General features: G+C 63.6%; 20 protein-coding genes. 8 read left to right on the forward strand and 12 right to left on the reverse strand.

Going from position 1 to position 19,985, the window contains the following annotated elements; all coding sequences use genetic code 11:
* Positions 1-63: 63 nt before the first annotated feature.
* Complete coding sequence (locus ACVTFQ_RS02530; RefSeq protein ID WP_111561858.1) at positions 64-1,131, reverse strand: glycoside hydrolase family 25 protein; 1,068 nt, start codon at positions 1,129-1,131, stop codon at positions 64-66.
* Between the two features lie 156 nt (positions 1,132-1,287).
* Here ACVTFQ_RS02530 and ACVTFQ_RS02535 point away from each other — a divergent pair, with 156 nt between their 5' ends.
* A complete protein-coding gene (locus ACVTFQ_RS02535) occupies positions 1,288-1,803 on the forward strand; it encodes a BA14K family protein (protein ID WP_111561949.1) in 516 nt (171 codons plus the stop codon).
* A 203-nt stretch (positions 1,804-2,006) separates the two neighbouring features.
* Here ACVTFQ_RS02535 and ACVTFQ_RS02540 read toward each other — a convergent pair whose 3' ends face one another.
* Positions 2,007-3,002 carry a transporter gene (locus ACVTFQ_RS02540; RefSeq protein ID WP_111561860.1) on the reverse strand — a complete coding sequence of 332 codons (996 nt, stop codon included), beginning with the start codon at positions 3,000-3,002 and terminating at the stop codon, positions 2,007-2,009.
* Positions 3,003-3,321: 319 nt separating this feature from the next.
* Here ACVTFQ_RS02540 and ACVTFQ_RS02545 point away from each other — a divergent pair, with 319 nt between their 5' ends.
* The 3 genes from ACVTFQ_RS02545 to ACVTFQ_RS02555 all read left to right on the forward strand — a co-directional run bounded on the left by ACVTFQ_RS02545 (position 3,322) and on the right by ACVTFQ_RS02555 (position 7,898).
* On the forward strand, positions 3,322-5,112 hold the full coding sequence (locus ACVTFQ_RS02545; RefSeq protein ID WP_111561861.1) for an acyl-CoA dehydrogenase: 1,791 nt from the start codon (positions 3,322-3,324) through the stop codon (positions 5,110-5,112).
* Positions 5,113-5,122: 10 nt separating this feature from the next.
* Entirely contained in the window at positions 5,123-5,875 is a 753-nt protein-coding gene (locus ACVTFQ_RS02550) for a crotonase/enoyl-CoA hydratase family protein (protein WP_111561862.1), read from the forward strand.
* A gap of 202 nt (positions 5,876-6,077) precedes the next feature.
* Positions 6,078-7,898, forward strand: coding sequence for a methyl-accepting chemotaxis protein (locus ACVTFQ_RS02555; protein ID WP_111561863.1), 1,821 nt, complete (start codon positions 6,078-6,080; stop codon positions 7,896-7,898).
* Between the two features lie 81 nt (positions 7,899-7,979).
* On the opposite strand, the gene ACVTFQ_RS02560 is transcribed toward ACVTFQ_RS02555, so the two are convergent.
* The 4 genes from ACVTFQ_RS02560 to ACVTFQ_RS02575 all read right to left on the reverse strand — a co-directional run bounded on the left by ACVTFQ_RS02560 (position 7,980) and on the right by ACVTFQ_RS02575 (position 9,703).
* Positions 7,980-8,195: a hypothetical protein gene (locus ACVTFQ_RS02560; protein WP_111561864.1), complete on the reverse strand. Its 216-nt coding sequence runs from the start codon at positions 8,193-8,195 to the stop codon at positions 7,980-7,982.
* Between the two features lie 125 nt (positions 8,196-8,320).
* Positions 8,321-8,722 (reverse strand): DUF1398 domain-containing protein, encoded by a 402-nt coding sequence (locus ACVTFQ_RS02565; RefSeq protein ID WP_111561865.1) that lies wholly within the window; start codon positions 8,720-8,722, stop codon positions 8,321-8,323.
* A gap of 42 nt (positions 8,723-8,764) precedes the next feature.
* Positions 8,765-9,226: a MarR family winged helix-turn-helix transcriptional regulator gene (locus ACVTFQ_RS02570; protein WP_111561866.1), complete on the reverse strand. Its 462-nt coding sequence runs from the start codon at positions 9,224-9,226 to the stop codon at positions 8,765-8,767.
* 72 nt (positions 9,227-9,298) lie between these two features.
* The gene (locus ACVTFQ_RS02575) at positions 9,299-9,703 is read right to left on the reverse strand and encodes a RidA family protein (RefSeq protein ID WP_111561867.1); all 405 of its coding nucleotides are present in this window, start codon (positions 9,701-9,703) and stop codon (positions 9,299-9,301) included.
* A gap of 227 nt (positions 9,704-9,930) precedes the next feature.
* Here ACVTFQ_RS02575 and ACVTFQ_RS02580 point away from each other — a divergent pair, with 227 nt between their 5' ends.
* Entirely contained in the window at positions 9,931-10,503 is a 573-nt protein-coding gene (locus ACVTFQ_RS02580) for a TetR/AcrR family transcriptional regulator (RefSeq protein WP_111561868.1), read from the forward strand.
* A gap of 29 nt (positions 10,504-10,532) precedes the next feature.
* On the opposite strand, the gene ACVTFQ_RS02585 is transcribed toward ACVTFQ_RS02580, so the two are convergent.
* Complete coding sequence (locus tag ACVTFQ_RS02585; protein ID WP_112435952.1) at positions 10,533-11,783, reverse strand: class I SAM-dependent RNA methyltransferase; 1,251 nt, start codon at positions 11,781-11,783, stop codon at positions 10,533-10,535.
* Positions 11,780-12,526 carry a TlyA family RNA methyltransferase gene (locus ACVTFQ_RS02590; RefSeq protein WP_111561870.1) on the reverse strand — a complete coding sequence of 249 codons (747 nt, stop codon included), beginning with the start codon at positions 12,524-12,526 and terminating at the stop codon, positions 11,780-11,782. Before ACVTFQ_RS02590 ends, ACVTFQ_RS02585 begins: the two co-directional genes overlap by 4 nt.
* A 456-nt stretch (positions 12,527-12,982) precedes the next feature.
* On the opposite strand from ACVTFQ_RS02590, the gene ACVTFQ_RS02595 reads away from it, so the two are divergent.
* The gene (locus tag ACVTFQ_RS02595) at positions 12,983-14,914 is read left to right on the forward strand and encodes a methyl-accepting chemotaxis protein (protein WP_111561871.1); all 1,932 of its coding nucleotides are present in this window, start codon (positions 12,983-12,985) and stop codon (positions 14,912-14,914) included.
* Positions 14,915-15,000: 86 nt separating this feature from the next.
* Here ACVTFQ_RS02595 and ACVTFQ_RS02600 read toward each other — a convergent pair whose 3' ends face one another.
* Positions 15,001-15,891, reverse strand: a complete 891-nt coding sequence (locus ACVTFQ_RS02600; RefSeq protein WP_111561872.1) for a LysR family transcriptional regulator — start codon at positions 15,889-15,891, stop codon at positions 15,001-15,003.
* A 171-nt stretch (positions 15,892-16,062) separates the two neighbouring features.
* On the opposite strand from ACVTFQ_RS02600, the gene ACVTFQ_RS02605 reads away from it, so the two are divergent.
* Positions 16,063-16,959 carry a DMT family transporter gene (locus ACVTFQ_RS02605; protein ID WP_111561873.1) on the forward strand — a complete coding sequence of 299 codons (897 nt, stop codon included), beginning with the start codon at positions 16,063-16,065 and terminating at the stop codon, positions 16,957-16,959.
* A gap of 4 nt (positions 16,960-16,963) precedes the next feature.
* Here ACVTFQ_RS02605 and ACVTFQ_RS02610 read toward each other — a convergent pair whose 3' ends face one another.
* Complete coding sequence (locus tag ACVTFQ_RS02610) at positions 16,964-17,389, reverse strand: potassium channel family protein (RefSeq protein WP_111561874.1); 426 nt, start codon at positions 17,387-17,389, stop codon at positions 16,964-16,966.
* A 90-nt stretch (positions 17,390-17,479) separates the two neighbouring features.
* Entirely contained in the window at positions 17,480-17,923 is a 444-nt protein-coding gene (locus ACVTFQ_RS02615; RefSeq protein ID WP_162718064.1) for a hypothetical protein, read from the reverse strand.
* Here ACVTFQ_RS02615 and cax point away from each other — a divergent pair.
* Positions 17,888-19,027 (forward strand): calcium/proton exchanger, encoded by a 1,140-nt coding sequence (gene cax / locus ACVTFQ_RS02620; protein WP_111561876.1) that lies wholly within the window; start codon positions 17,888-17,890, stop codon positions 19,025-19,027. The two genes, ACVTFQ_RS02615 and cax, sit on opposite strands and share 36 nt — an antisense overlap.
* Here cax and ACVTFQ_RS02625 read toward each other — a convergent pair.
* The gene (locus ACVTFQ_RS02625; RefSeq protein ID WP_111561877.1) at positions 19,024-19,911 is read right to left on the reverse strand and encodes an AraC family transcriptional regulator; all 888 of its coding nucleotides are present in this window, start codon (positions 19,909-19,911) and stop codon (positions 19,024-19,026) included. The genes cax and ACVTFQ_RS02625 overlap by 4 nt on opposite strands.
* Between the last annotated feature and the right edge of the window lie 74 nt (positions 19,912-19,985).

A 19,985-nucleotide genomic window follows, 5' to 3' on the forward strand; every position in this document is an offset into this window, starting at 1 on the left:
GCCTCGCACCAAAAGAACGGCCCCGCGCTTCACCGAAGCCGGGGCCGTTTTCGTTTTGGGCGTTCAGAAATCCTGATAGTTCAGCGCGTTGATTTCGCGCGGCGGCACCGATGAGGTCACAAGCCCATCCCGAGCAGCCACGGTTACCGCTGTCGCGGTTGCCGGCAGCTGTGTGACGGCGGGCAATTGCGCGATCGGCGGCAGGCCCGGCGTTGCGGCCACTGGTGGTGGCAGCGGCTGGCGCGGTTCCATCTCGATCTTGGCGAGGATCAGCGGCGGATCCGGCTCGCGCGCTGGCAGGAGATTGCCCTGCGCCCAGATCTTTGTCAGTGCCGCTTTGTCCATGGCGGCGACATTGACGTCGATATCGGTCAGCGTCCCCGGCACCCGGTAGGGGCAGCGCCGCTTGCTGCAATTGGCGCCGGCCGAGAACTGCCAGAGCAGATAGTTGTCCCAATTGCCCATCGGGAACACGCCTTTGACGTCGGGCTTGTAGCGCGCATACCAGATCGGCAGCCGCGCCAGCACCGGATAGTCGTTGCGATAGGCGGCGATGTAGCGGGCCGTGTCGTGGTTGGTGTAGAGCACCGGATAGCGACCGGTCCGCGTCTTGATATGGCCGACGAAAATCTGCGCATCCTCAAGCGACATGAACTTTTGGGGATCGATGCCCTCCAGATCGAGGATCATCATCTCGTCCGGTTTTGGTGTCGCATAGTCGAGAAAGTGGTTGGCCTGGTCGATCGGGTTTCCCGGGCGGGCGAGGTGATAGGCGCCCCACAAGAGCCCCGCCGCGCGCGCCACCAGCCGTCTTGTCTGGAACAGCTCGCGGCTGACCGCGTATTTGCGCCACATCGTCTTGCAGTGCCCCACCGTGTCGCCCGCATGGTCGCCATCGCACGAAAAACTCTCGGGCAGCCCGTCCGACGCCTTGGAGATGAAGCCGGCGATCCGCTTGTCTGATGTCAGCGCTTCCCAGTCGATCGTGTTCAGCTCGTAGCCATCGACGACGAGCGCGTTATCGGTCTTTTTCCAGGGGAGTGTGTCGCCGGCCGTGGCGTAATGAGACAGTCCGGCCGCGATCGCCAGAAGCAGAATACGGAAAGTGGCTCTTCCATGCCGTTGCTTCATGTAACGAGAGTGATGAAAACTGGTTAACGGATTGCTTATCAGATTTTACGAATAAACAAAAAACCGTGAGCGGTCGCGAAAAAAGATGCGCTCAGGAACATCTTCCCCATCAATGCGTTACATCTCGGGTTCATTTATGGTGAGATTGGAGTGTTCATGCCCAGGTCGTTCAAGCAACTCGTCGTCGCGGCCATTTCCTCATTGATGCTGGTGACAAGCTTCGCGCCGTCGCAGGCCGTGCAGATGCCTGCCGCGCCGCAGGTGGAAAAATCGGCGGATGTTCAAAACGTGCAATATTGCCGCTATGGTCGTTGTGGCCCGCGTCCAGGCTATTATGGTCGTCCGGGCGGCTACTATCCCGGTTATCGCCCCGCTTACCGCCCGGCCTATCGTCCCGGCTGGTACGGCGGCTATCGCGGCTACACCTATGCGCGTCCCGGCTATCGCCACTATAACGGCTACTGGTACCCGCTCGCCGCCTTCGGCGCCGGCGCCATCATCGGCGGCGCAATCGCCAGCCAGCCGCGCTATGCACCGGCACCGCGTTACGTCGCCCCGGCCGGATCGAGCCATGTCGCCTGGTGCCAGCAGCGCTACCGCTCCTACCGCGCCTACGACAACACCTTCCAGCCGTACAACGGCCCCCGCCAGCAGTGCGTTTCGCCTTATTGAGGGTTAGAGGGGTATTCGCTAGCTCAGCGCTAGCGGCCCCCTCATCCGCCTGCCGGCACCTTCTCCCCGTTGGGTAGAAGGGACGTGTGGTAGGCCGCCCGCGCTAACCTCCCTTTCTCCCCCCGCGGGGAGAAGGTGGCCCGAAGGGTCGGATGAGGGGGCTCCGGGCTCCGCCGTAACGTTCGGCGCCCAACCCCACCACCTCACAAAATATTCACCCGCTTCAACAGCCACCAAGCCAGCGCGATCGACGCGATGATCATCCCGATCGCGTATTCCGTCCCCGTCGACCCTTGCGTAAACGGCAGGTTGGCCGTGTTCATGCCGAAGAAGCCGGTGACCAGCGTCGGGGGCAGCAGGAAGGCGGTCATGATCGACAGGATGTAGAGGTGCCGGTTGGTCTCCGACGAGAGCTTGGAATCGATTTCTTCGTGCAGCAGCCGCGCCCGGTCCTGCAGCGCGTAAATGTCGTGATCGACCGTCTCCAGCCTCGCCGTCAGGCGTCCCGCCACATCCTCGAAGCCGAAAGGCATTTCGTCGTCATCGGAAGCCGCCGCCCGGCGCATCAGGCCGAGCACGGTCCTCAGGTGCCGGTGGATGCGCACGACGGTGCGCCGGACCGGCGCCAGCCGCCGGCGCTCGTCGCGCGGCGCCGTGTCGTAGACGAAGTCCTCGATGATATTAAGCTCTTCGGTCAGGTCCATCACGATTGAAATCAGCGTGCGCTGGAATTCCGTGACCAGCAGCTCGAACAGATCGACCGGCCGGGTGAACTTCGCCGGGTTCTTCTCCATCAAGAGCCGCGCCCGCTCGACGCTGCGCAGCGGCTGCAGCCGGGTGGTGATGATGAAGCGGTCGGAGATGGCGAAATGCAGCCAGCCGAGATCGGCGGTCTCGTGGTCGAACTCGCGCTGGCAATCGACCAGCGTGCCGTAAAGCATCTGCTCGTCGACGGTGATGGCCGAATGCGTGTCATGGGTGGTGAGCGCCGCCTTTGCGTCGTCGGTAAGCCCGGATAGCGCATCGATAAGCGCGGGCACGCGGGCGTCAGCGAGGTTGAGGTGCAGCCAGTAGAAGCCGCCATCGGTGGTGAGGTCCGCCGGCAGCGCGTTGTTGGAAAGCCGTATCGGCTTGCCGCCGCCATCGGGGAAACGGTAGCCCCAGACGAAACCCGGCATGCTCACAGGCAGTGTATCCATTCTTTGCCGGTCCTCTTGCATTGGCGGTGTGCTCCACGCTGGCGTCTGGGTCTTGGCGACCAGCAGCACCGGATCGGCAGCTCATAGGAGAGCATGAGCATGGCGCCGCACCCGATGGCAAGACCCTTTCAAGCGATGCCTCCCTATGACGGCAACCCTACAGTTTCATGACAGTGACCCATATCTCGCCCGCCGGGCGGGCGAGGTGGCCTGCGGCAAGTTTGAAATTGACGTTTACGTAAAAATCAATTAGCTCTGCCGTCGGAGGAGCGGGTAGGGGAGAGCTATCCCGCGCCATCAGGCTTGCGAGGAGAGCAGCATGTACAAGGCGCCCGTCGAGGAGATCGCATTCACCCTCAAGCATGTGGCCGGTCTCGCCCAGGCGATCGACGACGGCCTGCTTGGCGATCTCGGCGAGGATCTGGTCGATGCGATCCTTCATGAAGCCGGCCGCTTCGCATCCGACGAGATCGCCCCGCTGGCCGACATCGGCGATCGCCAGGGCGCACGCATATCGGACGGCAAGGTGACGACGCCGGATGGCTGGCGCGATCTCTATCGCAACTGGATATCAGGCGGCTGGAACGGCCTGACGGCCTCCGAAGACTTCGGCGGCCAGGCGCTGCCTCACATGCTGAATGTCGCGGCACTCGAAATGTGGAACTCCGGCTCCATGGCCTTCGCGCTCTGCCCGACGCTCACCATGGGCGCCATTGAGGCCATCGCCGCCCATGGCAGCGACACGCTGAAAGCAACCTATCTCCCGAAACTCGTCTCCGGCGAATGGACCGGTACGATGAACTTGACGGAGCCGCATGCCGGCTCCGATCTCGGCGTGCTCAAGGCCCGCGCCGAACGCCGCGGCGATGGGAGCTACCGTATCTTCGGGCAGAAGATCTTCATCACCTGGGGCGAACACGACGCCGCCGACAACATCATCCACCTGGTGCTCGCCCGACTGCCGGATGCGCCGGCTGGTACGCGCGGTATCTCGCTGTTTCTGGTACCCAAGTTTCTCGTCAACGAAGACGGTTCGCTCGGCGCCCGCAACGATCTCTTCTGCCACGCGCTGGAGCACAAGCTCGGCATCCACGGCTCGCCCACCTGCACGATGATCTATGGCGACGGCCGCTTCGGGGAGGAAAAGGGCGCCATCGGCTGGCTGGTCGGCGAGGAAAACAAGGGCCTCGCCTGCATGTTCACGATGATGAACAACGCCCGCCTTGCCGTTGGCATGCAGGGTGTCGCAATCGCCGAAGCCGCCACGCAGAAGGCCGTCGCTTATGCCCGCGAGCGCACCCAAGGCAAGGCGCCCGGCTGGACGGGGGCAGGCCAAACGGGCGGCATGAGCCCGATCATCGAGCATCCCGATGTCATCAGAATGCTGCTCACCATGAAGGCGCTGACCCAGGGCGCCCGCGCCATCGCCTATAGCTGCGCCCACGCCACCGACATGGCCCACCGCGCCGGTGATGACAAAAAACACTGGCAGGAGCGCGCCGCCCTGCTGACCCCGGTCGCCAAGTCCTTCGCCACTGATATCGGCGTCGACGTCGCCTCGCTCGGCATCCAGGTGCATGGCGGCATGGGCTTCATCGAGGAAACCGGCGCCGCGCGCTATCTCAGGGACGCCCGCATCGCCCCCATCTACGAAGGCACCAACGGCATCCAGGCGATCGACCTCGTCACCCGCAAGCTGCCGCTATCCGATGGCGGCGAGGTCAAAAGCCTGATCGCCGAGCTACGGGCGATCGCCGACCGCGTCGGTGCCTCCAACACCGAAAACTTCGGCGCCAGTGCAAACCGCCTCAACGCCGCCGTCACCGATCTCCAGGAGGCGACCGACTGGCTCCTGGCGCAACTGTCGGCGGGCAACGTGGCCGACGCGCTTTCCGGCGCCACGCCCTATCAGCGCCTGTTCGGCCTGACGCTCACCGGCTGCTATCTCGCCAAGGGTGCTCTTGCCGATGCTGACGATGGCAAGGCCGCCGATCGCATCGCGCTCTGCCGCTTCGCCGCCGAAAACCTGCTGGCCGAGACCACCGCGCTAAAGGACAGCGTCGTCAACGGTGCCGCAAGCCTCGCCGCCGCCAGATCCATTCTCGCCTGAGGGACCCGATATGACCGACCACATTCTCGTCGAGCGCCCCGAGCCCCATCTCGGCGTCCAGATCATCCGCTTCAACCGCCCGGACAAGAAGAACGCCATCACCCGCGCGATGTATTCTGTCATGACCGAGGCGCTGACCGCGGCTGATGGCAACCCCGACATCCGCGCCACGGCCTTCCTCGGCACAGAGGGCTGCTTTTCCGCTGGCAACGATCTCGGCGACTTCCTGGCTATGGCGATGGGCGGCGGCATGCCGCGCGAGGTCATCGATTTCCTCTATGCGCTGGTGCGCTCGGCAAAGCCCATCGTCTCGGGTGTCGATGGCCTGGCGATCGGCATCGGCACCACCATGCATCTGCATTGCGACCTGACGATCGCGTCCGCCCGCAGCCAGTTCCGCACCCCCTTCGTGGATCTCGCTCTGGTGCCGGAAGCCGCCTCCAGCCTGCTTGCCCCGCGCATCATGGGCGCCCAGCGCGCCTTCGCCATGCTCGCCGCCGGCGAACCCTTCTCCGGCGAGAAGGCGAGGGATGCCGGCCTGGTCTTCAAAGTCGTGGAGCCGCATCAGGTCGAAGCGGAAACGCTCAGCCTCGCCGCAAAGCTCGCCGCCAAGCCGCCCGAGGCGCTGCGCCTGTCCCGCGATCTCATCCGCGGGGACCGCGAAGAGATCATCGCCCGTATCGACGAGGAAGCTCGCCACTTCGCCACCCGCCTGCAAAGCGCCGAAGCCCGCGCCGCATTCGAAGCTTTCATGCGCCGTTGAGGCTGCGAAGGTGCCGGAATGTTCAAAAAGTATTACTTTTAATCAAATTTTACCAATTCCCTTGTTTAGTGATCGGCAATGCATGACGCAGCACGGGCATGAGCGCCCGGCCCCTTTTCCGGCAAAATCAAAGGCGCAGACGCCAGCGGATCGTCACTCCGATCGCTGAGGCATGTCGGTCGGCCGCATTCGAGACAATGCTATGTTCAAAATGAAGATCAAGACGCTGCTACCGGTGCTCTTTCTGTCCCTCGTCGCCATCTCCCTCGTGCAGGGCGCCATCGCCGCCGTCGCGTTGACCAGTCTCGAAGCCAATACGCGTGAGATCGGCGGGCAGAATATTCCGAATACCGAGCGCCTGCACGCCATCGTCACCACGCTGAACGACGTGCGCCGCAGCTATGCCGACTATCTGCTGGCCTCGGGCAAGACCGATTTCCGCAACGCCGAGACCACGCTGAAGACCCGCCGCCAGCGGCTTGCGAGCGCCATCGATGCCTTCGAAAAGCAGCCGAAGAGCGAGTATATGACCCAGAATTTCGCGCGGCTGCAGAAGGCGCTCGATAACGACACCGCCGTTGCCGACAAGATCATCGCGCTCGCGCTCGACAACAAGCGCAGCCAGGCCAATTCGCTCTATCGCGGCGAGCTGTCAATGTCGGCCAACAACATTCAGACGCTGGTCGACGGCATGATCGCGAGAGATCGTCAGTCGACCGATGCCGGCCTCGTCTCGGCCGCCGGCAACTATTACGCCGGCACGGTCTCGATCGTCGCCGGTCTTGCCGTGGCGCTCGTTGCCGCCATCGCCGCCGCCTATCTCGCCTGGAAGCGCATTTCGCGGCCGATCACGACGATTGCCTCGCGCATGGCCGGCCTTGCCGATGGCGATCTCGAAGCCGCCGTTCCCTATACCAACCGCCATGACGAGATCGGCGACATGGCCGCCGCCGTCTCCGTCTTCCGCGACAACGCCTTTGCCCGCCTCGATCTCGAACGCAGCGCCGAGGACAACCGCGCCCATGCCCGCGACGAACGCGCCCGCAACGAAGCCGTCAAGGCGCGCGAGGCAGCCGAGATCAATCATGCCGTCGAAGCGCTTGCCGGTGCCCTTGGCGCCCTGTCGGAAGGCGATCTCGCCCATCGCATCGAGCAGCCTTTCGCCGATCACCTCGATCGCCTCCGCAGCGATTTCAACGCCTCGGTCGCCAAGCTCAGCGAAGCGCTGGAAGAGGTCGGCCACAATGCGCATGCGATCGATGCCGGTGCCGGCGAAATCCGCAACGCCGCCGATGGCCTTGCGCGCCGCACCGAGCAGCAGGCCGCCTCGATCGAGGAAACGGCCGCAGCACTCGAAGAGATCACCACCACGGTGAAGGACACCGCCCGCCGCGCCGAGGAAGCCGGCAGCCTCGTGTCGCGCACGCGCGGCGGCGCCGAGGAATCCGGCAACATCGTCCGCAAGGCCGTCTCCGCCATGACCGAGATCGAGCAATCCTCGCAGAAGATCGCCAACATCATCAGCGTCATCGACGACATCGCCTTCCAGACCAATCTGCTTGCGCTCAACGCCGGCGTCGAAGCCGCACGCGCTGGCGAGGCCGGCAAGGGCTTTGCCGTCGTCGCCCAGGAAGTGCGCGAACTCGCGCAGCGCTCGGCCACAGCCGCCAAGGAGATCGAGACGCTGATCTCGGCCTCCAACGCCCAGGTGCGCTCCGGCGTCAGCCTCGTCGGCGAAACCGGCAAGTCGCTGGAAACGATCGTCGGCCAGGTGCAGGATATCAGCCGCCATGTCGACGCGATCGTCACCGCCACCCGCGAACAGTCGACCGGCCTAGCCGAGATCAACACGGCCGTGAACACCATGGACCAGGGCACCCAGCAGAACGCCGCCATGGTCGAGGAACAGACGGCCGCAAGCCACGGTCTCGCCCAGGAAGCCGCCAAGCTGATGCACCTGCTTGGCCAGTTCAACCTGCAGCCGGGCAATCGCGGCATGGCGCGCCGCTACGCCGCCGCCTGATCGATCGGTGATATAAACGACAAAACGCCCGCGCATGTCGCGGGCGTTCTTTTATGGACTTGGAAAGATCGGGGAAACCCGTTATCCGTGCATCCGCTGACGCTCGGGCTGTTCCGCGACGAAACGGTTGTTGCGGGCCGAAAGCGGCTCCACCGGTAGAATATCGATGACATCGGCAGCATCGAATTTGCGCTTCATGCCGCATATCGTGGCAATCACGACGCCCCTGTCAATATTGAAGGATGTCGCCAGGAAATTCCGTTCGTCGCCATGATCATCAATGGAAATAACAAACATATTATCCTCCGTGTATTATCCATTGATACACGCAGATTATTTATCATAGATGAATTTATAGATCATCCATCTTCAGCATATGAAAATATGCTTTGATTTTCTATCGACGATACACGCGCATTTGTTCACGACGGGAAATGCTCGACATGCGTTTCGGCGGTGCGACCGAAGTAGAGCACGCGGCGGCCGGGAAACGACACCATGTAGCCGGCGCAACCCATTGCCTTCACATTTTTGCAAAAGGCGCCGTAGCTGTAATCGGGCGGGTTCGCCTGCGCCCATCTGATCTGCGCGCCAACGCCTTCCGCGTCGAAGGCGAGCGCGACCATATCCTCCACCGGGCGGTTGTCGAGCACGACGCTGTCGCCATCAGGCAGGAAGTAGGTCGTCGTGTTCAGGCGATAATCGACGGTATAGCCCTCGAAGCCGGAACCGATCAGCGTTCCGACGATCTCGGGAAAGCTCATCGTCCCGTCATAAGCGCCATCAAGGCAGGTCTGGGCAATGGTCGTCTGTTGCGCGTTCATGGCGCTCTCCTCTCTTGAAACTGAAATCGAAGCTCGCTGGCCCTAACTGACCGGGATGTCGCTGAGACCACGCTCCCGCGCGATCAGCCGCAACAGCCGCTCGAGTTCCCCGCGCTCCTCAGGCGAAAGCCCGCCGAAAAACATCGCGTCGTTTCGGTCCGCCAGTTCCGCCAGCCGTGGCACCAGCTCGCGGGCCGCAGGCTTGAGCATCAGCGTCTGCCCGCGCTTGCCATCCGGCTTGGCGTCGCGGCTCACCAGGTTCTTCTCGACCAGTCGATCGGCAAGCTTGGAGATCGCTCCCTTGGTCATGCCCATGCGCTCGGCCAGTTGCGAGGGCGCAATGCTCTCGACGTCGTAAAGCATGCGCAGAAACACCCACTCCGCCACCGTCACGCCTTCCGCTTCCACGTTGCGCGCGAAACTCTGCGACACGGCATTCGATACCGTCCGCAGCCAATAGCCAAGATGCGCTTCGATATCGGAGATAGGTTTGACTTTGGCCACGGATACCTCGTTAGTTGACTAGTAAACTAAGACATTTAAGTTTCCTAGTCAACCAAAATTGGCGAGGCCGGCTTATTTCGCAGCGGGGGAGGGGATGCGGGCGATCACCTTGATCTCGAAATCGAAGCCCGCCAGCCAGTTGACGCCGACAGCCGTCCAGTTCGGATAGGGCTTATCGCTGAACACCTTCAGCCGAACGTCGTTGACCGTCGCGAACTGGTTTTCGGGATCGGTATGAAAGCTGGTGACGTCGATGATGTCGTCGAAGCCGGCGCCGGCGGCCTTCAGCACGGCGGCGAGATTGTCGAAGGCGAGTTGCACCTGCTTCGGAAAATTGGGCTCCGGCGATCCGTCCTCACGGCTGCCCACCTGGCCGGAGACGAAGAGGAGGTCGCCGGAGCGGATCGCCGCCGAATAGCTGTTGATCTCATAAAGCGCCTGTCGGCCGGCGGGGAAGATTGCGTCGCGTTTGGTCATGTCATGCTCCTGTTTCAACAAGGCAAAGGCAGGGCGTCCGCCGTCACGCCAAAGGGCGCGACACGTTGCTTTTCAGTCACCTGGATCTCTGCTCTTCACTCCCGGGTGCGCAAATGATATACGCCCCGTATGCGAATATATGTTGGCATACATCACGTATGTCAATACGCATACGTTGCGTATGCTAATTTATGGAGACGAGAGTGACGGCGAGAACGCGTGCGCAGATGGTCGAGGAAACGAGGGCAAAGCTCATCGCGGCCGGCCGAAAGGCTTTTGCCACAAAGGGTTACGCCGCCTCGTCGATGGATGATTTCACGGCCGAAGCGGGCCTGACGCGCGGTGCGCTCTATCACAATTTCGGCGACAAGAAGGGGCTGCTGCAGGCCGTCATCGACCAGATCGACGCCGAGATGCTGGTGCGCCAGCGCGCCGCGCAGGCCAAGGGGAAGACACCCTGGGAAGGCTTTATCAACGAAGGCATCGCCTATATCGAGATGGCGATCGAGCCTGAAATCCAGCGGATCATGCTGCTGGATGGTCCCGCCGTGCTCGGCGATCCCTCGCAATGGCCGAACCAGACAGCCTGCCTGCGCACCAGCACTGAGACCATCGAGGCGCTGATTGCTGATGGTATCGTCAAGCCCGTGGATGCCGAAGCCGCCGCCCGGCTGATCAACGGAGCGGCGCTCAATGCAGCGCTCTGGATCGCCGCGGCCGATGATCCGCATGCGGTTCTGGAAAAGGTCGTCGATGCCTTCAAGCATCTGGCCGGCGGCCTTTTGCGGACCGCCAGCTGACCTCTATCCGGTAGTCGGGCGCGCCGGGCTTACTTCTCCAGCGTCGCCACCACCTCGACATGCGAGGTCCAGAGGAACTGGTCGATCGGCGTCACCGAGGTGATGCGATAGCCGCCCTCGACGAGAATGGCGAGGTCGCGCGCAAGCGTCAGCGGGTTGCAGCTGACGGCGGCGATCTTCTTGACCGTGGAGCGGGCAAGCTCCTTGCACTGGAATTCGGCACCCGCGCGCGGCGGGTCGAAGACGACGGCGTCGTAGACCTTGAGTTCCGATGTCATCAGCGGCCGGCGAAACAGGTCGCGGCGCTCGACGCTAACGGGCTTGATCCCCTGCGTGTTGCGCGCGGCGTGGTCGAGTGCCGCAAGCGGCTTGTCTTCGCTTTCGACCGCATGCACCCGGCCAATCCGCGCCAGCCTGAGCGAGAAGGTTCCGGTGCCGGCGAAGAGGTCGGCGATGCGCTTGGCTTTGCCGACATGGGCAAGCACCAGCTCGGACATTGCTTCTTCCGCCGGCTTTGTCGCCTGCGTGAAGCTTCCCGCCGGTGGCGATACCTGGACACCGCCGAAATCGAGCATCGGCTTCACCGGCTCGATCAGGATCTCGCCATTGACGGAGACGCGGGCGATCCCGCGCATCGAAAGCACGGTCTCGGTCGCCTTACGCCGCTGCTGGTCCGACAGTTTCTTCAATCCGTCGGCGGCGATGTCGAGGCCGGTTGCCGTTTCCAGCACGGTGATACGGAACGCTTCGGCGTTGACGGCAAGTGCCGCGCCGATCGCCTTGATCGCCGGCAGCCGGGCGATTAGGCTTGCCGACGAGATGGGACATTCCTCGATGTTGACGAGATGATGGCTTTCGGCCTGGTTGAAGCCGATGAGCATCTCTTTCTCGGTCTTGCGCGCGGCGAATGTCACGCGGCGGCGCTCGCCGGGATGAGCGACGACGAGCTCGCCGACTTCAGGCGCCAGTCCCTTGGATTTCAGTGCATCGATGACCAGCTGGCGCTTGAAGCCGCGATAGACCGCGTCGCCTGCGTGCTGCAGCGTGCAGCCGCCGCAGGTGCCGTTGACGCCATCGGGGCCGAAGTGCCGACAGTGCGGCTCCTGCCGCGCCGGCGAGGGCGTGGTGATCGACATCACCGTGCCCTGGCTCTTGACGCGCGCGATGGCGACTGCCTCGCCCGGCAGCGTGAAGGGAACGTAGACGGGGCCATCAGTGCCGTTGGCGATGCCGTCGCCTTGGGCGCCGAGCTTCTGGATGGTGACTGTTTCAGTGCTCACGGCTTGGTTCCTGCGAGTAGATATTCCTGGTTTCCGTCCCCGCCCGAGATGGGAGAGGGGATGAGCCCGAGGCTGGTCCAGCCCATGTCCTCGACGAACCAGCGCTCCAGTTCGGCGGCAACGGCGGGCGCGGTCGAAGGGTCCTTCAGCATGCCGCCCTTGCCGATCGCTTCGCGCCCGGCCTCGAACTGCGGCTTGACCAGCAGCACGGCCGTCGCACCCGGCTCAGCGAGATCGAGCGCCGGGGCAAGCGCCAGCTTCAGCGTGATGAAGGAAACGTCGGAAACGATGAAGGTGAGGGGATGGCCGATATCCTCGGCCTCCAGATTGCGCGCGTTCAGTCCCTCGATGTTGGTGACATCGGGGTTCTCGGCAAGCCGCGGATGCATCTGGCCATGGCCGACGTCGATCGCGGTCACATGCGCGGCGCCGCGTTCGAGCAGCACTTCGGTAAAGCCGCCGGTGGATGCGCCGACATCGAGACAGTGATGGCCCGTCGGATCGAGCTTGAAATGATCGAGCGCGGCCGCGAGCTTCAGCGCCGCGCGCGACACATATTCCTGCGCGGGATCGTCGATCTCGATCGAGACATCCTCGTCGAAGACGGCGCCGGCTTTGGTGACGACCTTGCCGTCGACCTTGACGGTGCCGCGGCTGACCGCGTCGCGGGCGCGCGAACGGCTGGCAAAAAGACCCAGGCTGACGAGGAGCTGGTCGATGCGTTGTGTATTTTGATCGGACATGGCCTGTCCATGCCGGGCAATGCCGCGCGTTGCAAGCCTTTTGTTGGTTTGCGTTGCAAGCTGCCTCCTTGCACAGACCGCCGCGCGACATGCGCGCCCGGTTGCGTAGCGGCTGACCTATCCAAGCAACGACGAAATTAGCCTGTCCTGTGTGAGTTTGAAGAGAGCTACAACCTGCGCGGTTGTTCAGAGGGTGATGTTGCTCTCAAGTAGGCTGCTCACCCTGCTGCACAGCGGTTTTCCAGGATAAACTGCGACCAGTTGCCGCGCCGACTTAAACAATTTTAAATTTTCCGTGGCTAGTGTCGCCGTCGATTGCAGCGGCCGAAAACCGCGTCCGCCATGATGGCCCGAAATTCTACCGCCGATCATGTTTTCCCTCGTTGATAGTTTCCCCGCACGCGCTGACGCGTGCCCGATTTGCCATGGCGCCAGGCGCCCAGGAAAGACCGACTGATGTTTGCTAGAAACATGTCCCTGAACGGTAAGCTCGCCGCGACCTTCGCGGCTCTCATTCTCATCTTTGTATCCGTCTCCGCCTTCGTCTATTCGAAGGCCGGCGCCGTGGCGGAAGCTGCCATCGAGGAAAAGCGGTCGGAGCTGCTGGTCAACCAGATCGACGACGCGCTGCAGGCCATGCTCGAGCAGGCCGTCAACCTGCGCGGCTTCCTGCTCTTCAAGAGCGACAGCACCTATGGCGATCTCTTCAACAACCGCGACCGCATGCTGAACGCGATCGCCGCCGCCAAGCAGACAGCCGCGGGCAAGACCGAGTTCCTGGGCCAGATCGACGCCATGCAGAAGGCCGCCGATCTCTACTTCAATCAGCTTGCGGTGCCGCAGAGCAAGGCGCGCAAGGAAACCGACATGCCGATCGACCAGATCGTCAAGATCGGCGTCAACGAAACCAAGGGCCAGCTCGACGGCTTCCGCCAGGCCTCGGCCAAGATCAAGCAGGCCGCGCGTGATGAATCCGCAGCGCTTTCCGCCATCAAGGCCGATGCCAGCGCGGCGCTCAACATGACGCTGCTCTTCGGCGGCATCTTCGCGGCACTCGCAGCCGTCGTGCTTGCCTGGATGCTGTCGCGCAGCATCGTTCGCCCGATCGTCGGCATGACCTCCGCCATGGGCCGTCTGGCCGGTGGCCAGAACGATATCGAGGTTCCGGCACTTGATCGCCAGGACGAAGTCGGCCGCATGGCGCAGTCGGTGCTGGTGTTCAAGAACGCGGCGATCGAGAAGCTGCGCCTTGCCGGCGAAACCGACCGCATGCGTGGAGATGCCGAACGCCAGCGCCAGATGGGCGACGAGCAGAAGGCGCGCGAGGAAAGCGATCTGCGCTTCGCCATCGACAACCTCGCCGATGGTCTCTCCGGCCTTGCCAACGGCAATGTCGCGATCCGCATCACCACCGCCTTTGCGCCGCAGTTCGACCGCCTGCGCAACGACTTCAACCACGCCGTCGAAAAGCTGCAGGCAGCCCTGCAGTCGGTCGGCCATAACGCGTCCGCCATCAATGCCGGCGCCGGCGAAATCCGCACCGCAGCCGACGATCTGGCCCGCCGCACCGAGCAACAGGCCGCAGCCGTCGAGGAAACCGCAGCAGCCCTCGAAGAAGTCACCACGACGGTCCGCGACAGCGCCAAGCGCGCCGAGGATGTCGGCCAGCTCGTCGAGCGCACCCGTCTCGGCGCAGAACGCTCCGGCGAGGTCGTCCGCAAGGCCGTCACCGCCATGCAGGAAATCGAGAAGTCCTCGGGCGAAATCTCCAACATCATCGGCGTCATCGACGACATCGCCTTCCAGACCAACCTTTTGGCGCTGAACGCAGGCGTCGAGGCAGCACGCGCCGGCGAAGCCGGCAAGGGCTTCGCGGTCGTCGCCCAGGAAGTGCGCGAGCTCGCCCAGCGCTCCGCCAATGCCGCCAAGGAAATCAAGGCGTTGATCAACACCTCGGGTACGCAGGTCAATTCCGGCGTCTCGCTGGTCGGCGAAACCGGCAAGGCGCTGTCCGAAATCGTCGGCGCCGTGCAGGAGATCAACCGCCATGTCGGCGCCATCGTCACCGCCACGCGCGAACAGTCGATCGGCCTGCAGGAGATCAACACCGCCGTCAACAACATGGACCAGGGCACCCAGCAGAACGCCGCCATGGTCGAGGAACAGACGGCCGCCAGCCACTCGCTCGCCCAGGAAGCCATGGCGCTGGACGATCTGCTGCGCCAGTTCAACCTCGGCAACGACCGCGCCGCGCCACGCGCAGCACCCGCGAACAACGCCTCGCGCCCGGTCGCGTCGCCGGCCAATGCGCTGAAGCGCAGCGTCGCCCGCGCCTTCGGTGGCGGTGCAAGTGCCGCGGCCGTCAAGGAAGAATGGTCGGAGTTCTGATTGAACGCCTGATCATGGACCGGAAAGGAAAGGGGCTGCGCATGACGCGGCCCCTTTCTCGTTGAGGATCCAGCTGGCCGAAAACCTCAGCTCGCCAGCGCCAGCCCGCCATAGCGGCTGATCTCGCTTTCGATCTCTGCCACCAGCGTATCGAGCGCTGCGTTGCGCACCTTGCGGCCGCGACGGACCACATAGACGAGATCGGGCGGCACGGGGAAGCGGTCGGTGATGATCTGCATCTCCGGCCTGAGATGCCGCTCGTTGAGCAGTGCCACCCCCATGCCGGAGCTGACGGCGGCGACAATGCCCGCGGCACTGGCGCATTCGAACACCGTCTCCAGCATGATCCCGCCATCCTGCCCGATATCGAGCGCCCAATGGCGATAGAAGCAATCGTCGTGGAAGGAGAGGAAGGGCACGGAAGTCGTCTGCGGCAAGAGCAGGCTCGGATGCTTCACCCAGTGCAGCGTCTCTCGAAACAGGATGACATCGGTCGGGCGCACCTCGTGGGCGAAGACCTGCACGATCGCCGCGTCGAGTTCGCCCTGCTCGAGCATCGCCCTCAAGACCAGGCTCATGCGGACCTGCGTACGCACGGACACATCGGGATGCAGCCGGCGGAAGCGGCCGAGAATGTGGGCGAGGGCGGAGCAGGTCGTATCCTCCGTCAGCCCGAGTGCGATCCGCCCGGCCAGCGTCGTCTTCGACAGGCTGAGCAGCGCCTCGTCATGCAGGCCGAGAATGCGGCCGGCATAGTCCAGCAGCTCCTCGCCCTCGGTGGTGAAGGCGGTGGAACCGGCCTTGCGGTTCAGGAGCTCGCAGCCGAGGCTCGTTTCCAGCCGCTTGATCTTGTGGCTGACGGCCGATTGCGACAGCCCAAGCGCTTCCGCCGCCCGCGTGATGCCGCCGTGATGGCGGATCGCCCAGATGGCGCGCAGAGCGTCGATCTCCAGCCGCCGGTTGTTCAGGTCGCTCATTTCGCTCGGTCTCTTCGTTGCCTGCCGATCAGAGCATGCAACGGAGAGCCCGCATTTGCAAACTTCCATGACTGGATTAGTTTGAAAGTCATGCTGTGATCGAAATTTGTCATGTGCCTGGCTTGCAGCGATGGCTTATGCCCTCGGTGAGACGCATGACAGGGATGACCGATGACGGACCACGCATTGACCGCCACGACCAAGCAGCAGCATCGCCTTCTATGGCCGCTGATGGCCACATTGCTGATCATCGGCTGGAGCTCCGGTTTCGTCGGTATCCGCTATGCCAGCGAGGAGGCGAGCGTCGTGCTCGTGCTCTTCTGGCGCACGCTGCTGTCCGGCCTGATCCTGCTGCCCTTCGCCCTCACCATCGGCCCGCGCATGCAGCGGAAGGCGATCGTCGGGCAAATGTGGTTCGGCGTCATGTCCGTCTTCCTCTATCTCGGCGGCTTCGCGCTGGCGATCGAGCAGCGCGTGCCGACGGGTCTTGTGGCGCTGATCTCGGACCTGCTGCCGCTCGCCATCGCCACCCTGTCGCAGCCGGTGCTCGGCGAACGCCTGAGCGGCCGCCAGTGGCTGGGTACGGCGATCGCCGTCGCCGGCGTGCTGATCGTCTCGCTCGATAGCCTGAGCTTCGGCTCTGCACCGCTCTGGGCTTATGGATTGACCGTCGGCTCGATGCTGATCTTCGCGCTCGCCTCGGTGCTCCACAAGCGCCGGCGCGTCGGCCACATGCCGGTGCATCAGAGCCTCTGCATCCATACGCTGACCGGCTCAGTGCTCTTCGGCATTTGCGCCCTGATCCAAGGCGATATCGCGCCGCCGATGACCCAGAACTTTGCCATCGGCATGGTCTGGCTGGTGCTGATCGCCACCTTCGCCGCCTATTCGGTCTATTACACCAGCCTGCGGCTCTTCCCGGTCGCCAAGGTCAGCGCCGCGATCTATCTGAGCCCACCGGTCACCATGCTCTGGGCGTGGGCGCTGTTTTCCGAGCCGCTGACGCTGACGATGTTCGTCGGTCTCGGCGTCACGCTGGTCGGCGTCTTCATGACCTCGCGAGGCTGACGCGTCACGCGTCGTTAGCCTTGCCGTCCGGGAAATACAGGCGCTGGATGACCGCCATGATCAGCGCCGTCGCCCAGCCGAAGATGATCCAGCCGTTGACCGCCTCGAAAGCCGAAATCTGCCGCCACTCCTTGCCAAGCACGACATCGCCATAGCCGACCGTCGTGAAGGTGGCGGTAGAGAAATAGATCGCGTCGTCAAGCGATGGCAGCGCACCGATCAGATAGTAGAGAAGCGCCCAGAGGCAGATATCGAGACTGATCGGAATGAGGAGGTAGCTGACCCAGGCGACGGTGGCGATCGTGGCATGGCGGCCGAGATATCCGGGCTCCGCGTGCCGGATGGCGCGAAGCCCGATCTCCATGAAGACGGCCTGTATGGCGACCGTGGCCGCGATCAGCGCGGTGGCAAGGAGAAAATTGACGGGCACCGGACCTCCAGCCTATGTGGGTCAATATCAATATTGCGCGGCGATCTCGGCTTCGCTGCGTCTACGCGAGAGCCGACAGAACGGCACGCTTCAAGCGGCGCGCGATGAACGCTCGCCAGCGTCGTCGCTTTCGGCACGCGCTCGAATGCCTTCTGCATGCGCTCGACGCAGCAGCCACCGCACAAGTTCGCTCGCTTCACGCGGCTCGAGCAGCACGGCCGTCACCCCGGCCTCGACAGGCAAGCCCGTCGCCCCATCGATGACGTCGACAAGCCCAAGGCGGCCCGGCACAACCACGTACCGCACTCCGATCGCCGCTCCTGACTGCATTCCAACCACACCTCTCGCTTTCATCCCGGCCAAATTAGCAGGCATAGGACGCTCCGCATTGCGCAGGATCAATCCTTCGCGGGAAAGGTAGCGATATCGGCGCAGCGTTGATCGCGCGCAATGCAGGCCGATAGCCAAGCCCCTATTCTCATCCGCGCGAAAATTCGGATGGAGCCCGCCGTGCAGAACGTTCAGCGCAAACATGGGCCTTCGGGGCTGGTCGAGGCGACAATAGCCGAGCTCCGCGCCGCGCCGCTCCTGGCACTCCTCGTCTTCGTGCCGGTGGTGATCCTGACGGATATCGCCTCGCCGGAATCGCACACGCTGCTCTTCATCCTCTCGGTGCTGGCCATCATCCCGCTCGCGGCTTTGCTCAGCCGCGCAACGGAAGCCGTCTCCGCCCGCACGGGTGACGCCGTCGGCGGCCTATTGAACGCCACGCTCGGAAATCTCACCGAACTCGTCATATCGCTGGCCGCCCTGCAGGCGGGGCAATATCTGCTGGTCAAGGCCTCGATCGCCGGCGCCATCGTCACCAACACGCTGTTCATGCTCGGCGGCTCCTTCCTGCTCGGCGGTCTCAAACATCACCTGCAGGAGTTCAATCGCGTCAGCGCCCGCTTCCAGGCGTCGCTGCTCTTTCTCGCCACCGTCGCCCTGTTCGTGCCCTCGCTGGTGAGCCGTGCTGACCAGGGGCCGGAGATGGTGCAGGCGCTCAGCCTCGGCCTCGCCGTGATCCTGATCGCGGTCTACGCCATGGGCATGCTGTTTTCGCTGAAGACCCACCGCGAGCTCTTCGCCAGCGTCGGCGAGGCCGAGGAGCATCATGGCGGCTGGGGGCTCTCGACCAGCATCATCATCCTCGTCGTGGTCACACTCTTCGTCGCGGTCATCAGCGAAGTCTTCGTCGGCTCGGTGCAGGCGGCGGCCGAGAAGATGGGGATGACGCCCGCCTTTGTCGGCTTCATCGTCGTGGCGCTCGTGGGTGCGGCGGCGGAAATGACCGCGGCCTTCTCGGCCGCCCGCGCCAACCGGCTCGATCTCAGCGTCGGCATCGCCCTTGGCAGCGCCTCGCAGATTGCGCTCTTCGTCGCCCCCGTTCTCGTCATTGTCAGCTATTTCATCGGCCCCGAGCCCATGTCGCTGCAGTTCTGGCCGGGTGCGGTGGCCATGATGTTCCTCGCTATGATGGCGGCCGCACTGCTCTCCAATGGCGGGCGCGGCGCTTGGTATGTCGGCGTGCTGGCGCTCGCCGTCTACGCCATATTCGGCCTGACGCTGTTCCTGCTGCCGCCCGCCGCCTCCTAGAATCCGGAGAGGTTCGGAGATATGCGCATCCGCGCCACATCCCGCTTCGGCGTCTCCTTGTGCACACGGACATAATCGCGGTTGAATTGCGACGGGCTGTCATATCCGACGCGAAACCCCGCCTCGGCCGCCGTCATCCCCTCGACGATCATCAGCCGCCGCGCCTCCTGCAGGCGGATCTGGGTGCGAAACTGCAGTGGGCTCATCGCCATCGCCGCGCGAAAATGCTCGTAGAAGGACGACGAGCTCATGCCGGCGATATCCGCCAGCTCCTCGATCGCGAATGGGCTCCCGAAATTGCGGCAGACATAATCCACCGCCCGGCCGATCTGGTTCAACCGGCTCTCGCCGCTGGCGATCTGCCGGATCAGCCCGCCCTGCGGTCCGGAAATCAGCCGGTGCAAAATCTCCCGCTCGACAAGCGGCGCCAGCACCGGCGCATCCTCGGGCGTATCGAGAAGACCAAGCAGACGCGCCGCCGCATCGATCAGCCTTGGCGTCGTCTCGCTGACCCGCGCCGCCGCCGGGTTCTCGTCGCGTGCTGGTGCACCGGCGATCATTTCGTTCAGAAGCGTGCGGTCGAACTGCAGCCGCAGGCAGAGATAGGGCGCATCGGGACTGGCCTCTATCACCGCGCCGATGACGGGCAGGTCGACGCCAACAACGAGATAATGCGCGGCATCGTAGATATAGCTGGTGTCGCCGATCGTCGCCCGCTTGCGCCCCTGCGCCACGATGCAGCAGGAGGGCTTGTAGAGCGTATGCAGCGGCTCCGTCGTCGCCGAGGATCGTATAACGCCGACGCGCGGCAGCACGGTGTCGAAGTTTCCATCCACGCCGGCATGGCGGTCGATCAGGGCGGCGAGATCGGTAATTGTTTCCATGGCGCCAGCATCGGACGTCTCGCGCGATTTGCCAAGAGACCATCATCCCATTTCGGAGGATCGTGCAAGAATTC

The sequence above is a fragment of the Rhizobium sp. O111 genome, assembly GCF_055616315.1.

Excerpts from the sequence above, each read along its gene's own strand:
- ACVTFQ_RS02530 (WP_111561858.1), bottom strand. The coding sequence starts at position 1,131 with ATGAAGCAACGGCATGGAAGAGCCACTTTCCGTATTCTGCTTCTGGCG.
- ACVTFQ_RS02535 (WP_111561949.1), top strand. The coding sequence starts at position 1,288 with ATGCCCAGGTCGTTCAAGCAACTCGTCGTCGCGGCCATTTCCTCATTG.
- ACVTFQ_RS02540 (WP_111561860.1), bottom strand. The coding sequence starts at position 3,002 with ATGGATACACTGCCTGTGAGCATGCCGGGTTTCGTCTGGGGCTACCGT.
- ACVTFQ_RS02545 (WP_111561861.1), top strand. The coding sequence starts at position 3,322 with ATGTACAAGGCGCCCGTCGAGGAGATCGCATTCACCCTCAAGCATGTG.
- ACVTFQ_RS02550 (WP_111561862.1), top strand. The coding sequence starts at position 5,123 with ATGACCGACCACATTCTCGTCGAGCGCCCCGAGCCCCATCTCGGCGTC.
- ACVTFQ_RS02555 (WP_111561863.1), top strand. The coding sequence starts at position 6,078 with ATGTTCAAAATGAAGATCAAGACGCTGCTACCGGTGCTCTTTCTGTCC.
- ACVTFQ_RS02560 (WP_111561864.1), bottom strand. The coding sequence starts at position 8,195 with ATGTTTGTTATTTCCATTGATGATCATGGCGACGAACGGAATTTCCTG.
- ACVTFQ_RS02565 (WP_111561865.1), bottom strand. The coding sequence starts at position 8,722 with ATGAACGCGCAACAGACGACCATTGCCCAGACCTGCCTTGATGGCGCT.
- ACVTFQ_RS02575 (WP_111561867.1), bottom strand. The coding sequence starts at position 9,703 with ATGACCAAACGCGACGCAATCTTCCCCGCCGGCCGACAGGCGCTTTAT.
- ACVTFQ_RS02580 (WP_111561868.1), top strand. The coding sequence starts at position 9,931 with ATGGTCGAGGAAACGAGGGCAAAGCTCATCGCGGCCGGCCGAAAGGCT.
- ACVTFQ_RS02590 (WP_111561870.1), bottom strand. The coding sequence starts at position 12,526 with ATGTCCGATCAAAATACACAACGCATCGACCAGCTCCTCGTCAGCCTG.
- ACVTFQ_RS02595 (WP_111561871.1), top strand. The coding sequence starts at position 12,983 with ATGTTTGCTAGAAACATGTCCCTGAACGGTAAGCTCGCCGCGACCTTC.
- ACVTFQ_RS02600 (WP_111561872.1), bottom strand. The coding sequence starts at position 15,891 with ATGAGCGACCTGAACAACCGGCGGCTGGAGATCGACGCTCTGCGCGCC.
- ACVTFQ_RS02605 (WP_111561873.1), top strand. The coding sequence starts at position 16,063 with ATGACGGACCACGCATTGACCGCCACGACCAAGCAGCAGCATCGCCTT.
- cax (WP_111561876.1), top strand. The coding sequence starts at position 17,888 with ATGGAGCCCGCCGTGCAGAACGTTCAGCGCAAACATGGGCCTTCGGGG.
- ACVTFQ_RS02615 (WP_162718064.1), bottom strand. The coding sequence starts at position 17,923 with ATGTTTGCGCTGAACGTTCTGCACGGCGGGCTCCATCCGAATTTTCGC.
- ACVTFQ_RS02625 (WP_111561877.1), bottom strand. The coding sequence starts at position 19,911 with ATGGAAACAATTACCGATCTCGCCGCCCTGATCGACCGCCATGCCGGC.